Consider the following 16409-nt stretch of genomic DNA (forward strand, 5'->3'; position numbering starts at 1 on the left):
TTAGTTATTCCACCTTGCAAATGATATACATTTTTTATAACCTAGCTTTTTTATATAAGCAGTAGATTTCTCACAACGCACTCCACTAGTGCAAAACATAGCAATGGGTGTCTCCAGATCTTTTTTATCTAAATTCTTTTCGATCCATTCAACTAAATCAGTGAAGTTATTTGTATTTGGACTAATTGCATTCTTAAAAGAGCCCATAGCCACCTCATAATAATTCCTAGCATCAACAACTTTCACATCACTTCTACTAATAAAAGCATCCCAATCTTCTGGTTTAATATACTCCCCAGTATTAGACATGTCTAGATCCGGCACCTTAAAAGTAATAATTTCTGGCTTGATTTTGACCTTTAACTTTTGAAATGGCATAAATTCACAGCTACTATCTTGGAAAAAAAGGTTAGCAAAGTGTTGTAAAGAGCTCATAAAGGCATGAAACTCTTTTATTGCATCTTCTTTTCCAACTACTGTAGCGTTGATACCCTCTTCAGCAATAAGTATAGTGCCCTTAATCGCCTTCTCGAGACAAAAATCCTTTAATAACTTTTGCAGCGATAAAGTATCGGAGATACGGACAAACTTGTAAAAAAGTTGAAATTGTATACATATTACTTCCTCTCTCGTTGAATTGCTTCACTAATAATTTTTTCCGCTGCTGCAGGTCCTTGCCAGCCGCTAATCCTAACCCATTTTCCTTTTTCTAAATCTTTATAATGAGAAAAGAAATGATTAATTTTCTGTATCAAAATCTCGGGCAAATCTTCGTATGACTTTATATTTGCAAAAAAAGGATCTATCTTCTCTGTTGGGACTGCTAACACTTTCTCATCACTTCCTTTCTCATCTTCAGTAACCAGCGCCCCTATTGGCTTTACAGATACTACCGCTCCAGGAACTATTAGATGGTTGGTATATACAAGAACATCAACAGGATCGCCGTCGCCAGACAAAGTATGAGGAATAAAGCCATAATTGCATGGGTACTGCATAGAACCTTGCATAATCCGATCCACACTCAACACCCCAGTCTCTTTATCGAACTCATATTTTATGGAACCAGAATTTGCTGCTATCTCTATCATCACATTAACTTCATATGGCGGATTTTTACCAATTGATAATTTGTTGTAATTCATTAAGTTAAACTCTTAAATACCTTTATTTCGCATTTTATAAAAATGTGCAATAGTATCAAGTAATTTCTGTTACCAAGACTTACCTATGGATACACCCACCTTAAGCGGGGCCGATAATTGCACCGCATTCTCCATGATACTCACTATTTCTTGAGTACACATTTCAGCTTTAGCTTCTGGTACATCGAAAAGCAATTCATCATGTATCTGTAATACCAAATACCTGGATAAGTGCTCCGGCAACATTACCATCGCTTTTTTAATTATGTCAGCTGCACTACCTTGCAAAGGAGCATTTATTGCCGCCCGTTCTGCAAACGATCTTACAGTATAGTTACTGCTGTTTATTCCCTCTATAGAGCACCTTCTTTTAAAAATTGTTTCAACGAAGTTGTTTGCTTTTACAAAATCTAATATTTTTTTCATGTATTCCCGGATTCCAGGATAACGTAGGAAATAGTTCTCTATATATTTCTTTGCCTCGCGTTGAGGAATTCCTATATTTTTTGCTAATCCAAAAGGACTAATACCGTATATAATACCAAAATTTATTCCTTTTGCTTTTCTACGTAAATCGCTGTCAACATTTTGAATCGGCACTCCAAATATTTCACTTGCAGTGACTGCATGAATATCTTTGTTATATAAAAACGCCTCTTTCAACTGTTTTACATCTGCAAAATGTGCAAGTAGCCTTAATTCTATTTGAGAATAGTCAGCAGAGATTAACACATTACCCTTTGAAGCAACAAATGCTTTACGGATCCTCCTTCCCTCCTCGGTCCTGACCGGTATATTTTGTAAATTTGGATTACGCGAAGACAGCCTCCCAGTTGTCGTGGTATTCATCTCAAAGGTAGTGTGTATGCGGGCAGTATTCGGATCAATACTTTTTTGTAAAGCCTCAGTATAGGTATTAACCAGTTTAGTTAAATGCCTCCATTCTAATATCAATGAAGCAATTTCATCTCCTTGTAAGGCTAGAGCTTCTAAAACATCACTATCAGTAGAATAATTTCCAGATTTGCTAGATTTCTTACTCTTCGTTACAAGCTTTAATTTCTCAAACAAAATTTCGCCAAGCTGCTTAGTAGAACCAATATTAAATTCTTGATTTGCCATTTTATAAATAGAATCCGCAATTACTTTTGCCCTACCATTTAAATCAAGAGAAATTTCGTCTAAAACCTGTTTATCAACCAATACCCCCATGCTTTCCATATCGCTTAATACCTTAATTAAAGGCTTTTCTAGCTTTTCGTAAAGACTAAGTATTTTAAGATTAATCAACTCATCTTTTAATTCAGCATAACACCCAATCATTCCAAAAGCATCAAAGCAACTCTCTGAAATTAAGCTGACCAAGTCTTTATATTGATTCTTAGTACTAATAGAGTAGGACATAATCGCCAAATCTTCGAACGCAACTATCCTTATAGAAAGCTTATACAGAATTTTAATAAATAATTTTGCGTCAAATAATATTTTTGTTATGCTGTCAGATTCAAAAATTGGTTTTAAAAATGTTAATATATCGTTTAAATGAGTCATATGCTGAACATCAAAAAGATTCTTTTGTGCGGTATCTTCATAATCTATTATGAAATTCAGCTCATTTGTCGCTAAAAAAAATTCCTTATCGTTAAAATAGCAAGCTATAATCCCGCCTTTTTCTATTTTTCTTAGCAGCTCTTCTTTAAAATCGCTTTTATTAATTTTTTTTAGCTCAATTTTTTCATAACCAAGAGAATGGCTTTCGGTAGCAATTATTGCATATTTTGCAATTAATGATTTAAAGCCAAATTTCCTAGCAAAACTAACTAGATGCTCGGGATCAGGCTGCTGGGTTCTCATTTCTTCTAAATTTAAATTAGTACTAATATCCGTTTTCAGAGTGACTAAATTCCTGGACAAAATAGCCTGTTCTTGGTTATCAATTAATAACCGTTTTATTCTTACAGATTTTATAGAGTCTATATTTTTATAAATTTCATCCAAGGAACCATACTCTTTGAGTAAATCTGCTGCAGTTTTTGGACCAATACCAGGAATCCCTGGAATATTATCGCTAGTATCCCCAATTAATGCTAAAGCATCGGTTAGTTGCTTAGGGCCAATGCCAAATTTCTTTTCTATATCCTCTTCAATAATAGGCTTATTTTTTATAGGATCATGCATATAAATTCTACTGTAAGATAAAAGTTGCATTAAATCTTTATCCGAGCTAATTATAGTTACATCATTCCCTAGCTTTACAGCTTTTACAGCATATGTAGCGATAAGATCATCAGCCTCATGACCATCGACTCCAACAATCGTAATATTCAGAGCCTGTAATGCTTCTCTTATAATTGGAAACTGCACTTTTAAATCATCTGGAAGAGTTGGTCTATTTGCTTTATATTCAGGGAACAATTCATGTCGATGATTTTTGCTACCGCTATCTAACACCACAGCAATCATATCAGCTTTATGGGAATCGCATAACTTTATCATCATGTTAACAAAACCATACACCGCAGAAATCGGAGTCCCATCAGGACTAGATAATGGGGGGAGCGAATGATATGCTCTAAAAACGAATCCATAGCCATCAACCAAATATAAATGCATAATAAACTCTCTTCAGCGATTAAATTTTCTTGGCTTCACACAAAAAACTGATATCCTTTATACAGCATGTTTAATGAAATGTAACGAACCAATTATGTCACATACTATAGGGTCTTTTTTAGAAGAGATCTGCAAAATTATTCCTGAAAAAAATACACGTAAATTCTGTAAAGCACTATATAGTGATGTCCCTTTAGATGCTATATCTTTAATTAATACTCATGACCTAGCTGAAGCATGCATTTCTATATTTGAGTCATTACAATATAGATCTCATCATTCTACTAATATCAATTTCACTAAGTTACAAAAAAACCCTGATTTAGTAGTATTAGAAATCATAACAAAAGAAGTTCCTTTTTTAGTAGAGTCACTTAGCAACGAGTTAAAAAAACAGGGTATTACAATACATTTGATAGTACATCCTACCATACCTATTGAAAGAAAAAAAAGTGGAGAGTTAATTGAAGTTGGAAAAAGTAAAGCTGATAAAGAATCAGTAATGCAATTTTTTGTTTCTAATCAATTTAGTGACGATTACTACAATAAATTGAAAAGCGGACTAAAAAATGTGATCGAATGTGTGGAGGTGGTCGTAGAAGATTGGCAAGCCATGCAACAGCAAATGAAAGGAGCGATTAAGAATATTACGGCCAAGAATTGGTACCAAGCGACCGCTCCAGAAAAAAAAGAGTCGATCCAGTTTTTAGAGTGGTTACTAGATAACCATTTTATTTTTTTGGGAAGCGTAGTAGTAAACTATGAGTCGGGGCGCTCAATCATAGATCCAGATAATAATCTAGGAATGACTAAATCTGACCTTTATAGAAACGAAATCACTGAAACAGAAATCGATGATGACTATGAGAATGTAATTTTCATCAAAAAATCCAACAGCCGTTCTATAGTTCATAGAGATTCATATATGGATTGCATTCAAATTAAACAATTTGATAAGCAAGACAAATGTGTATCGGTCATTGTTTTTATAGGCTTCTTTACCTCCTCCGTACACAAAGAGAGCGTAAGAAATATACCATTGATTAGAAATAAAATTAATAATGTCTTAAGTAGGTATGGCTATAATGCAGATAGCTATAATGCTAAAGAATTAGTTAGCGTTATGGAAGATTTTTCTCGTAGCGACCTAGTACAAATGAGTGAAGATGAGCTGTTTGAAATTTCAACCGGCATGGTTTCGCTTAACCTAATGCCTAGGGTTAAGGTGTTCTTAAGACAAGACCGCGCTTCTCAACTTCTGCATTGTTTTATATTTATTCCAAAAGCCAAGTTTACTGCTGAAATAATGAAAATTGTGGAAAGAATTATTTCACAACAAATCTACGGAACGGTATCGAGATACTATGTCAACGTCGGAGAATCTCAGCTTGCTCGCATACAGATTGTAATCAAACCAGTAAAAGGCCTTAAAAAGGAGTATAACGTAAAGAAAATCGAAGAGCTGGTTAATGAAGCTACGAGTGTTTGGCTAGATAATTTACTGAAAGCGTTACAAATCAAATACTCTCAACAATCTGCTATTGAAAAATTTAATAAATTTAAAAATGCCTTTGATTTAAAATATACCTCGAGCTTTGCACCAAAACAGGCAGTTCACGATATTAAAATGGCAGAATTAGCAACTGCTGAAAATCAAGTTAAATTCGACTTTTATTTATCGGCCAAAAGTGGTAAGGAACTGTTACAATTGAAGATTTTTTCACCATATAAAGAACTTCCTTTATCCCTCACTTTGCCTACTATGGAAAATTTTGGCTTTTTCGTTATAGATACTCTCACATTCAAACTCGCTTTAGAGGAATCAACGAAGGAAAACACTGAGCTTTTTATTCATCATTTCAGAATTAACACCAACAACAAACAAAACAAACCTCTTGCACCTTCAGTAAAAAAGAATATTGAAACCGCTTTAGAAAAGATATACGCAAAAGAACTCGAAGACGGTCGCTTCAATTCATTAATGACTTATGCTTCTCTTAGCTGGAAAGAAGCAATTATAATTAGGGCGTACTCAGCTTATCTAAAGCAAATAAACTTTCTGCATAATAGTCAAGTTATTACAGAAAACTTGATAAATTATCCTGACTTAACCAATAAACTCATTAAAATTTTTCATACTAAGTTCTCAATAGATAATAAAAATCTCAAGAATAGAGAGGCGACCATCCTTGAATTTACGAATGAGCTGAATACAGCTTTGCTTGATGTACCAAGCTTGACAACTGAGCAGATATTTAAAACTTTTATTGAATTGATACACGCAACCAAAAGAACCAACTTTTTCCAAAAAATTAATACAAATTTCGAAACCAGTGGGCTCTCTTTTAAAATTTCTTCAGGAGAAGTTTCTGCCCTACCTCTACCAAAGCCTTTCAGAGAAATTTTTGTTTACTCATCACGCTTTGAAGCCATACATTTAAGGGGCGGTAAAATTGCAAGAGGAGGCTTGCGCTGGTCCGACAGAAAAGATGATTTCAGAACCGAAATCCTGGGGTTAATGAAAGCACAAATGACAAAAAATTCTGTTATAGTACCTGTTGGATCTAAGGGTGGATTTATTTTGAAAAATGTAAGTCCTACATCGCCCGATTTTATAAATGAAGGGATTGCATGTTATAAAGATTTCTTAAGAAGCGTTTTAGATATTACAGATAACGTAGTAAATAATAAAATAGTACCCCCACCCCATGTTATTAGATATGATGAAGACGATCCTTACCTAGTTGTCGCTGCAGATAAAGGTACAGCCTCTTTTTCAGATCATGCTAATGCGGTTTCTAAGGAATACGATTTCTGGTTAGGAGACGCATTTGCCTCTGGCGGATCAGCAGGATATGATCACAAAAAAATGGGTATTACTGCTCGAGGAGCTTGGATTTCAGCTCAGGACCATGCAAGTCAATTTGGTATAAATATTGTAGAACAGCCCTTTACTGCAATAGGTATTGGAGATATGGCAGGAGATGTATTTGGCAATGGCCTATTACTTTCAAAGCATTATAAACTTATTGCTGCTTTTAATCATATTCATATATTTATTGACCCTAATCCAGATTCAGCAATTTCTTTTAAAGAAAGAGAAAGGTTATTTAATATGCCACGTTCACAGTGGACAGATTACGATTCAAAGTTGATCTCCAAAGGCGGCGGGGTATTTTTAAGGAGTGCCAAAAACATTACTATCTCAGAAGAAGCATGTAAAGCTCTAGGGGTAACAAACAATAGCTTTACTCCTGATGAATTGGTAAAAGCAATCTTAAAAGCGCCTGTTGATATATTTTGGAATGGAGGCATTGGAACATATATAAAATCAGCAGAAGAAACAAATGCGGCTATTGGTGATAAAAGCAATGATAACGTAAGAGTTAATGGTGCAGATTTACGCTGTAAAGCAGTGATAGAAGGTGGAAACCTTGGGGCTACACAACTTGGTAGGATAGAGTATGCAAGAAAAGGAGGTAAAATCAATACAGATTTTATAGATAACTCAGCTGGTGTTGACTGCTCAGATCATGAGGTAAATATCAAGATAGCCTTCGCAGATCTACTACAGAAAAACGCTATCGAGATAGAGGAAAGAAACAAAGTGTTGTTCAATATGACTGAAGAAATATCTGAGTTGGTCTTACAAGATAACAAAAATCAAACCTTATTAATTAGCCTAGAACAGCATAAAGGCAGGAAACGTTTGGATGAGCATTTTTGGTTAATCAAAAACTTAGAATCAAGGAAGGAGTTAAGTAGAGAATTAGAGAAATTACCTACTATAGAAGATTTTACTGAAATTGCGAACTTATACGGTAAATTAAGCCGGCCAGAAATCGCAATTCTAATAGCATACGCCAAAAACTCTGCTATACTAACCTCTATGGCAAGTAAAAAGAATTTAGACAAATACCTAGATTATTATCTAATTAGTTACTTCCCCAGAACAATACAGAAAAGTTTTAAAGATTCTATCTTACAGCACAAACTAAAAAGAGAGATTATCGTAACCACAACAGTTAATCACTTCGTAAATACGCTTGGTTGCTGTTTGTTTCATCAACTGATTGAGCAAGGACATGACGCTATTGATATAATTCATACCTTTGCCATCGCTTCTGATTTATTTTCTCTAGAATCAATTTGGAGTGATACTGCAAAATTGGCTCATACTATATCAGCAAATACCCAGCTTAGTTTGTTTGATGAAATTAGTAAAAGTATCGAAAAATTAGTACTATGGCTTTTAAATCATAAGCACTTACTTGATAATGTAAGTAAAACTATAAAAGATCTAAAACCTACTTTTGATGATTTATTAAAGCTTCAGCAAATAACTATTCCAACCTCTTCTTTATATAAGAAATTCAATAATGATAAATCCCATCCCAATGAGTTGAGTAACATTACTAACAAAGACCTTTTAAACTCCATTAATCAAATATCCGTCTTAAGTAATCTGTTAGATATTATCGCCATAACTCAAAATTCTGGTAAGCCTATTAAGATCGCAGCTAACGAATATATGAAAATCTATAACCTTTTGGGTATTAACCATTTAATCGAACAAGTTAAAAATGTAGAAATTTTCGACTACGCAGAAAATACTGCCTTAAAAACTATTCTAGCCGAATTAAACGAGTTGATGTCCTTTATAACAATTACAAATATTAAAGAAGATAAATTAAGTCGACAGGCCAAAAAAATTGAGGAATATAATGAATTTTTAAATGATATAACCAAAAACATTGTTCCAACCAATGCAGTGTCGGTTCTTGTCATTGCTCTAAAAAGATTAAAGGAGGTAATAAAGTGATACAGGCATCCATATATAAACTCTCCGCAACACCAATAGTTAGAGGCACTGCTAAGCTTTTAGAAACTATAATACAAAAAAATTTTAGAGTACACGTATTATGTAAAAACAAAAGTGAAATGCATAAGCTAGACAATGATCTCTGGACATATTCTGTATTAGCATTTCTACCTCATGCTACTGAAGAAGATACGTTTTTAGATCAACAGAAGATTTTGCTTACTACTCAAACTAGCAATTTAAATGACGCAAATGTGCTTCTGGCAAATTATGTAGTACCTGAATTGGTCGGTAACTATGAGAGATTTGTTAGCATATATGATACCTCTACGGATGAAGGGCTCATTCAAGAACAGGTAAAAAACTTAGCAGCCCTTAATATTCCCGTTACAATTTTTGAAGAAGAAAGGGGCTCATGGAAACGCGTTGATTAACGCTTTGCAAGTTTGGTAGTGACATGCCGGGGTATATAATCTAAATACATGGCTTGCAAAACTTCTTTATCATTATGATCGAGATGCATGATACCAAGAACTTGGGCCATTCTTCTAATAATATTGCCTCCAACCGGAGCGGCTATCATACCTCCTGTTGTATATCCATAATTGATACTATTTTGTTTTGCTTCATCAATCATCACAACTATCATATATTCTGGCTTATTCATCGGAAAAGCTCCAGCAAAAACAGCTAAATTTAATTTCTTACTATAACGCCCATTTTTATTTTTTTCTGCAGTTCCAGTTTTTCCTCCAACAAGCAATCCTTCAACGTCTGCTCTCTTTGCCGATCCACTTTCGACCGTCAATCTTAAAAGCTTTCTCATAGTATGAGAAGTCTGCTCTTTTATAACCCTTCTACACTCGATATTGTCAATATTTTCTTGTCTGATCAAAGTCGGCTTATAGAGCAAACCTCCATTTACCAAAGCAGCCATTGCCTGCGCTAGGTGAATTCCTGTTATAGCTATGCCATGACCATAACTTATTGTAATCAAACTCGCCTCAGACCATTTCTTTTCATTCGGAAACATTGGTTTAGCTTTTCCAGGAATATTTTCTTCTATTTCTCTTAGCATACCAAACCTATTCAAGTAGTCCCTTTGAGCTTTGGCTCCAACAAGTTTCGCTACTTGTGCAACACCAAGATTAGAAGAATACATTAAAATTTCTGGCACCGATAAATAACCACCTTTACCTTTATAATCATGAATTTGAAATTTACCTATTTTTAAAGGCTTGGACACATCAAATGCATCATTAAGAGTGATCTTATTAGTATCTAACCCCATAGCAAGTGTAAATGGTTTAAACGTCGATCCCATTTCATAAATTCCGAGTGCCACTTGATTAAATAAGCTTTCTTTTTTTATATTATTTAAGTTATGCGGATTAAAATCTGGCAAACTTGCCATAGCTAGAATTTCTCCAGTATTAACATTCATAATAACTCCAGCCCCACCAACCGCTGAATGTAAATCTATAGCATTTTTCAGTTCGCTACATAGAATGGTTTGAATTCTAACATCTAAGGATAACTGCATGTTCTCAGAGTCTAAACCTAATTTAATAAGTTCATTATTATATAATCTTTCAATTCCTGCTATACCAACTCCGTCGATATTTACATATCCTAAAACATGCGCAAAAAGATTCTCATGGGGATAAATACGCCTCTCATCTTTTACAAAATAAACACCAGGGACTCCAAGGTCATGGATTAGTTGCTGCTCAATCGGAGTTATATGCCTTTTGATCCACACAAAATCCTTATTTGACCCCAATTTTCCTATTAAATCTTTTTCATTTAAACCTATTTTTAAATTCGCCAAATGTTTTGCTGCAGCCCTGGCGTCTATTAACTGTTTCGGATGCGCGTAAACAGAAGCTGTTTTGATATTCGATGCTAAGAGAGTACCATTTCTATCAACTATATCCGCTCTTGAAATGATGTGTTGGCTATGCAACTGCTTTTTATAGGCTAAGTTAATCTCTTCAACGGTAGTGAAGCTTAAATCAAATAATCTTAAAATAATGGCAATAAAAGCAAAAGACATCAAACCAGTAATAAACCTCCATCTAATGATAGAATTTTTCAGTGATTCTTCGTAAATATCACTTTTTGATAGCTCATTCCAATCCATCTCTCACCTTCCCTTCTCAAAGATTTTAGCTTTAGAATTATTGCCTATTTCAATATTCACTAACTGCTCACTATCCATAAGTTGCAGATTCAAGTGCTGCTCAGCTAATTTTTCTATATTTTGTGGTTTAGAAAGGTATACAAATTCTGCTTTTAAAATATGAATATTATCTCTTTCTTTGATAATTTCAGATTCAATGAGGGCCAATTCCTTGCTTAGATCTTGTACTTTTGATTTTATAAAAAACAAGGATATTACAACTATTATAATAGAATAAATTAAAATTGATCTAATCGATTTCATCATTTAACCTCGCTCATTCTCTAATACGTCTAATGACTCTAAGCTTTGCTGAGCGAGATCGGATATTTTCTAAAACTTCTTGCTCGCTAGGAGTGATAGGTTTTTTAGTAACTAATTCAAATTTAGACTGCTTATAATCAGAAATCGGTTGCTTAGAAAAGTGACTGTATTTATTCCTTTTTGATGGCTTTATTAGTAGAGAATTAAAAATTTCTTTTACAATTTCATCTTCACCAGAATGAAAGGTCACCACAGCAATCGCCCCTCCAACCTTTAACAACTCAATAGAAGCTCTAAGCCCTACTTTAAGCTGTTCCAATTCATCATTTACAGCAATCCGCAGAGCTTGAAAGGTCCTTGTTGCCGGATGAATCGTATCGCTATGATTACCAACTGCTTTTTTTATAATACTTGCAAGCCTCAGTGTTGTAGAAATGGGCTCTTGTTCTCTACTGTTAATTATTGCTTTAGCTATGCTTCGGGCTTTTTTTTCTCCCCCAAAATCCCTAATAATTTTGATCAGTTCCTCTTCCGGATAATTGTTAATTATAAAGGCAGCATCAATATCTTGGCTTTGGTCCATACGCATATCTAGGGGGCCGTTTTTAGCGAACGAGAATCCTCTAAACCCTGAATCTATTTGCATTGACGACACCCCAATATCAAAAACAATTCCATCAAAAAATTGATGAGGAAAATATTGTATAGTCTCCTCAAGATTAGCAAATTCGCTAAAATTAATATTGAATCTTTCGCCAAAATTCTGGAGTAATTTTTCCGCATACGGCATAACTTTTGTATCTCTATCGATCGCACACACATAACAATTCTCTTTTTCTAAAATTGCATTACTATATCCACCTGCTCCAAAAGTGCAATCCAAATATACTCCATCTTTCTTAATACCGAGAGTCTCAATTACTTCATTTAATAAAACCGAGATATGAGGATTTTTCATGACCTTGCCTCACTATTTTTTAATTTATTAGTAAACAAACTACTATTACGCACATTGCTTCTTGCATAACTAAAGTAATTATTAAAATCCTGTTTATTCCAGATCTCAAAAACCTTGCCCTTCCCAACAAATACTATCTCTTTATCAATTTGAGCAAAATCCAATAATCTATCTGAAATAGAGATACGCCCCTTTGCATCAATCTGCATAGGCTCACACGCCCCAAGTATGGAAGTAGCTAGAATATCTCTTTCTTCGGAAAAAATATCAAAACTTTCTATATGGCTTTCTAGTTCATTAATCCTTTGGGGGGTGCAAACCTCAAGACATTGATTTTTTAGAGAAGGATACGCATAAATTATGCTACCCCCTCTTCCTTCAATTATTGAGCGAAACTGAGCAGGAACTGAGACACGCTTTTTGTCATCAATTTTATTCTCATATATCGATAAAAATATTTTTATATCAGCGCTCATTAATAAAATTAACAAAATACAAACAAATAGCAGTTTTATGCCCATTACAACATCAATCTACTACAGTTTTGTGGGAATTAATAGTACTATTTTGGGAAAATATGGGATATAAGTGGAACAAGTGGGAAAAATTCATTTTATAACGCTTGGAGTTGAAATATAAGTCATGGATATATCTAAATACGCTAGTAATCCAACCGAGTCCTTGGGAAGAATTCATAGAGAAAAGGAAAATCCGCAGTTAATTTTTTTAAATGATAAAAATAGGATTATATTCTCTTCTTCTTTTCGCAGGCTAGAATACAAAACTCAGGTTTTCGTAAACCATTCTGGTGACCACTACCGTACTAGACTAACTCACTCTCTTGAAGTGGCAGCTGTAGCTAAATTGATAGCAAGGTCTCTACAACTAAACGAAGATTTAGCTGAAGTCATAGCTTTATCACACGATTTAGGACATCCACCGTTTGGTCACGCTGGAGAAGACGGGCTTGCAGAAGCTATGCAAGATTTTGAAGGCTTTGATCATAATTTTCATACTTTAAAGGTTATTGCTCAGTTGGAAAAAGGGGTTTTTTTCGAAAATGGGTTGAACCTATCTTATGAAATCATAGAAGGGCTCGCTAAACATAACGGCCCATTCAATCTAGAAAGTGAGTTTGCAAAAAAAGTGAGTGAGCTTTTTGCCCCGTTCAATTTGCAATTAGATAAATATCCGACTTTAGAAGCGCAAGTTGCTTCGCTAGCTGATGATATAGCTTATTGTGCCCATGATATAGATGATGGCTTACGCGCAGGTTTTATTTCATTCGAAGAATTAATGCAGCTTAGTATAATAAAGATGGCGACTAGTAACAGACCATTTAATAAAAATAACTATCAGTACCTTATCAATAATATTCGAGAAATAATGATTAACGATCTATTAACTGAAACAAAAAAACGCATTACTGATAATGCATTCTCTAGTATCCAAGCTATACGAAAACACTGCAGTTGGGTCGTTGCCTTCAGCTCCGAGATGGAAGAGCAAAAAAACGAAATCAAAAATTTTCTAATGAATAATGTGTATAGAAACTATAATATCAACCGTATGCGCTATAAGGCTAAAACCCTAATGCACGACCTCTTCTATTATTTTATGGAAGAGCCGGGCTGTTTACCAACTAACTGGAATAAAAAAATTATTAATTCTGATCTAAAAGAAAGAGCTATAATAATTGGAGACTATATAGCAGGCATGACAGACAGATTTGCAATAGATGAGCATAAAAGAATTTTTTACCCAAATACTTCAAATAAAATACACGACTAGTTAAGTATCTATAAATATTTTAAGGAAATTTACTTAAGTTTTTTAGGTACATGTAAATCTTATTCAATGAATTTTAAATTAATAGCTATATAATAACGCCAATTTCAATCTAAAATTGTGTAAGCTATGGATTTCAAAAAAGCTCTCTTCTTCTTATTATTATCACCTGAAGCGTTTGCAAACGATTGTATCGAGAATAAATATATTTTCGATTTTGGATCCAGCTCCTTAAAGGCAGCTGGGTACGTAGTCAATTCCTGCAATAATACTATAGAAGAACACTTACCAAAATATAATAAAGTACTGGATATACAAAAATGTATCTTACAATCAAAAAACGGTAAAACCCTAAGTCGATGGTGTATAACTAAAAGCATTGCAGCCGTTAATGAAATCAAAAAATTATATAATACTGATTGTTTCAATAATGAGTGTATTGGTTTTGCAACAGCTTGGGCCAGAAATATAAATAATAGTGGGAGCGTCTTTTCTCAGTTATTTCAACAGACAAAAATAGATTTTTCGATTGTTTCTCAGGAAAAGGAAGGGATTTTAGTGCTAGAAGCAGCGAAAATGCATTTGCCGAGCACTAATATTAATGATGAAACTATAGTCTTTGACTCTGGAGGAGGTAGCTTCCAATTATCTGGATTTAACAAACAAGAGCAGCATTTTGTCTTTCAAGGTAAATACGGTTCCGCTACCATGCTGCATGAGCTAAATAACATCTTTAATAAAGGAAATAAATACGAATTAATCTCCAAAAAAGATATTAAAAAGGCGTTAGAACATGTTAATAAAATTGTAGCTACTGATATCATTCACGACAAAAACTTAACAAGTTTAATAACCAAGAAAGATTTAAAAGTTTATAGCCTCAGTGGATTTGTGCAATACGGCATAAAGCGCAACCTAAAGTTCACCAAAGACACTATTACAATTTCAGATCTAGAAAAAATGATTGAAGAGAGCGCCACTAATAGTTTTGCACAAATGAGGAAAAAAATATCCCAATTATCTAATTGATAACCAAGCTGGCTTATTATTGGTGTATGCAGTAATGAAAGCGCTTAGAGTAGATAAATTTGTGCATATTAGCGAGGATACTAAAGATTATCTGGCACTGAACCCAGGTAGCGTAATAAACTAATGTGCGGGCAATGTTCGGTTCCCTAGCAAAAGCTTAAAATGCATAGTAAGGCAATTGACCTTCTTAAAGATTATGTTAAAAAGGCCAATTCAAAGTCCTCAATGTATCAATTTATATATCAAAAATCGGTGAGTGATGAATCAGAGACCTCGCCAAAAACTGCGTATTCTTGGCCTGCTATACTGCTTTGATAACTATATCATCTATACCATTATCATTGATATCTCCAGCTGAAGCCACAGAATAACCCGTATAATAGCCGCTCTTAATACCATTAATAGCAAAGCCGTTGGTCCCGTTTAAGCTAAAAACTTCCAAAAGTGAAGGAAAAGAGTCCTTCACCATAAATTACATATGCCTGCCCAGTCTCATAATTTTCTGCCCAAGGTGCGCCAACGATAATATCACTGATATCACCACCATTAATATCTCCAGCAGATGACACTGACCAGCCTGTCTGACCAGAGCCACTAATGACGAAGCCGTCGTTACCGTTTAGGTTGGAAAGGGAAAAAGGAGAAGTAAAAGTTGACTTTCATCTTTGGGTTCGTTACCCCCCACCGTTTATATCGCCAACAGAAGCTACAGAAGACCCCCCTGCCGCACCTTGAGCATTCCCCCACACCACCACGTTTTCCCCTTAGTTCCATTTAAGTCAGCAAGCTCTAAAAAGAAGCTTGTGAAAGAAGAATTACCAAAGACTACATATGCCCCCCCTTACCTGCACCACTCCTACCCCCGAAGGAGAAGTCCCAGATGCTCCAATTACAATATCATTAAAAAGCCCATCGCTCCATTGATATCTCCCGCCGATGCAATGATGTAAATAATCACCATCTGCCGCACTCTTTATATAAAGCCATTAGAACCATCTAAGGTTGAAAGGCTAAAAGGAGATGTAAAAGAAGACTGACCAAATATCACATATACTCGTCCTGAAAAAACGTCAACACCTGGTGCACCTAGCATTACATCATCTCGGCCATCACCATTCACATCTCCTGCTGATGAGACATAAGTTTGTGCCCCTGCGCTAAACCTCCCCCATTACAAAACCAATTTTTTTCCATTTAAACCTTCGTTAGCAGAACATTGGCTCACGGCTTTATCTCCGTGTCAAGGAAGTTTTTATTTAAAGGATTAATTATGTGAGAAGTTATTTATATAGGAATTTAGCGTTATTTTAGAAGGTTTTGGCTCTAACATCTCGTATTCTATTGAGGAGTTAGCTGCATAATTCACGGCAGCTTCTTTGGAATTAAAATAGAGTTTTACCTCACTTGCTAATGTATCATAGCCTCCAGTCCAGCCCATAACAGGCTCTATAAAATTCTTGGTTTGCGGGGTAAATTCTAAGACCCACTTACCTAACGACTTCTTCCCTGATTGAGTTGTTGATCGGAACGCTTGATAAATTCTTGCAGCCATGTTTTTATCAGTATACAATTTAATGCATACACCCTAACATTAATATGACCAAACCT

General features: G+C 34.7%; 15 protein-coding genes and 1 pseudogene. 5 read left to right on the forward strand and 11 right to left on the reverse strand.

Annotation, left to right across the window (positions count from 1 at the left end):
- The 3 genes from trhO to polA all read right to left on the reverse strand — a co-directional run bounded on the left by trhO (position 1) and on the right by polA (position 3758).
- Positions 1-618 (reverse strand): oxygen-dependent tRNA uridine(34) hydroxylase TrhO, encoded by a 618-nt coding sequence (trhO, locus tag MIDI_RS07050; RefSeq protein ID WP_160162315.1) that lies wholly within the window; start codon positions 616-618, stop codon positions 1-3.
- Positions 618-1145 (reverse strand): inorganic diphosphatase, encoded by a 528-nt coding sequence (ppa, locus tag MIDI_RS03190; protein WP_013951142.1) that lies wholly within the window; start codon positions 1143-1145, stop codon positions 618-620. Before ppa ends, trhO begins: the two co-directional genes overlap by 1 nt.
- A 69-nt stretch (positions 1146-1214) precedes the next feature.
- On the reverse strand, positions 1215-3758 hold the full coding sequence (polA, locus tag MIDI_RS03195) for a DNA polymerase I (protein WP_013951143.1): 2544 nt from the start codon (positions 3756-3758) through the stop codon (positions 1215-1217).
- A 73-nt stretch (positions 3759-3831) separates the two neighbouring features.
- Here polA and MIDI_RS03200 point away from each other — a divergent pair, with 73 nt between their 5' ends.
- Both MIDI_RS03200 and MIDI_RS03205 read left to right on the forward strand, forming a co-directional pair.
- Positions 3832-8580, forward strand: a complete 4749-nt coding sequence (locus MIDI_RS03200) for an NAD-glutamate dehydrogenase (protein WP_013951144.1) — start codon at positions 3832-3834, stop codon at positions 8578-8580.
- Positions 8577-9014, forward strand: a complete 438-nt coding sequence (locus tag MIDI_RS03205) for a DNA polymerase III subunit chi (protein WP_041185427.1) — start codon at positions 8577-8579, stop codon at positions 9012-9014. The genes MIDI_RS03200 and MIDI_RS03205 overlap by 4 nt, the downstream gene beginning before the upstream one ends.
- Here MIDI_RS03205 and MIDI_RS03210 read toward each other — a convergent pair.
- The 4 genes from MIDI_RS03210 to MIDI_RS03225 are packed head-to-tail and all read right to left on the reverse strand — an operon-like array spanning position 9011 to position 12505.
- Entirely contained in the window at positions 9011-10723 is a 1713-nt protein-coding gene (locus MIDI_RS03210) for a peptidoglycan D,D-transpeptidase FtsI family protein (protein WP_013951146.1), read from the reverse strand. The genes MIDI_RS03205 and MIDI_RS03210 overlap by 4 nt on opposite strands.
- Before the next feature lie 3 nt (positions 10724-10726).
- Positions 10727-11029 carry a cell division protein FtsL gene (ftsL, locus tag MIDI_RS03215; protein WP_041185428.1) on the reverse strand — a complete coding sequence of 101 codons (303 nt, stop codon included), beginning with the start codon at positions 11027-11029 and terminating at the stop codon, positions 10727-10729.
- 10 nt (positions 11030-11039) lie between these two features.
- Positions 11040-11984, reverse strand: coding sequence for a 16S rRNA (cytosine(1402)-N(4))-methyltransferase RsmH (gene rsmH, locus MIDI_RS03220; RefSeq protein WP_013951148.1), 945 nt, complete (start codon positions 11982-11984; stop codon positions 11040-11042).
- Positions 11981-12505, reverse strand: a complete 525-nt coding sequence (locus MIDI_RS03225) for a division/cell wall cluster transcriptional repressor MraZ (protein ID WP_013951149.1) — start codon at positions 12503-12505, stop codon at positions 11981-11983. Before MIDI_RS03225 ends, rsmH begins: the two co-directional genes overlap by 4 nt.
- 121 nt (positions 12506-12626) lie before the next feature.
- Between MIDI_RS03225 and MIDI_RS03230 the strand changes: the two genes are divergently transcribed.
- The 3 genes from MIDI_RS03230 to MIDI_RS08565 all read left to right on the forward strand — a co-directional run bounded on the left by MIDI_RS03230 (position 12627) and on the right by MIDI_RS08565 (position 15116).
- On the forward strand, positions 12627-13775 hold the full coding sequence (locus MIDI_RS03230) for a deoxyguanosinetriphosphate triphosphohydrolase (RefSeq protein WP_013951150.1): 1149 nt from the start codon (positions 12627-12629) through the stop codon (positions 13773-13775).
- A 126-nt stretch (positions 13776-13901) separates the two neighbouring features.
- Positions 13902-14801, forward strand: coding sequence for a Ppx/GppA phosphatase family protein (locus MIDI_RS03235; RefSeq protein ID WP_013951151.1), 900 nt, complete (start codon positions 13902-13904; stop codon positions 14799-14801).
- Between the two features lie 162 nt (positions 14802-14963).
- Positions 14964-15116 carry a hypothetical protein gene (locus MIDI_RS08565; RefSeq protein ID WP_160162236.1) on the forward strand — a complete coding sequence of 51 codons (153 nt, stop codon included), beginning with the start codon at positions 14964-14966 and terminating at the stop codon, positions 15114-15116.
- Here the strand turns inward: MIDI_RS08565 and MIDI_RS08570 are convergent.
- The 4 genes and pseudogenes from MIDI_RS08570 to MIDI_RS03240 form a co-directional block, all read right to left on the reverse strand.
- The gene (locus MIDI_RS08570; RefSeq protein WP_013951152.1) at positions 15103-15270 is read right to left on the reverse strand and encodes an integrin alpha; all 168 of its coding nucleotides are present in this window, start codon (positions 15268-15270) and stop codon (positions 15103-15105) included. The two genes, MIDI_RS08565 and MIDI_RS08570, sit on opposite strands and share 14 nt — an antisense overlap.
- The gene (locus tag MIDI_RS10230) at positions 15230-15370 is read right to left on the reverse strand and encodes an integrin alpha (protein WP_410517897.1); all 141 of its coding nucleotides are present in this window, start codon (positions 15368-15370) and stop codon (positions 15230-15232) included. Before MIDI_RS10230 ends, MIDI_RS08570 begins: the two co-directional genes overlap by 41 nt.
- A 404-nt stretch (positions 15371-15774) precedes the next feature.
- Positions 15775-15927: pseudogene (locus MIDI_RS07055) on the reverse strand (integrin alpha); the annotation flags it as partial.
- 138 nt (positions 15928-16065) lie between these two features.
- Positions 16066-16371 (reverse strand): ETC complex I subunit, encoded by a 306-nt coding sequence (locus tag MIDI_RS03240; RefSeq protein WP_148234125.1) that lies wholly within the window; start codon positions 16369-16371, stop codon positions 16066-16068.
- Positions 16372-16409: the final 38 nt, after the last annotated feature.

Source organism: Candidatus Midichloria mitochondrii IricVA (genome assembly GCF_000219355.1).
GTDB classification, from domain to species: Bacteria; Pseudomonadota; Alphaproteobacteria; order Rickettsiales; family Midichloriaceae; genus Midichloria; species Midichloria mitochondrii.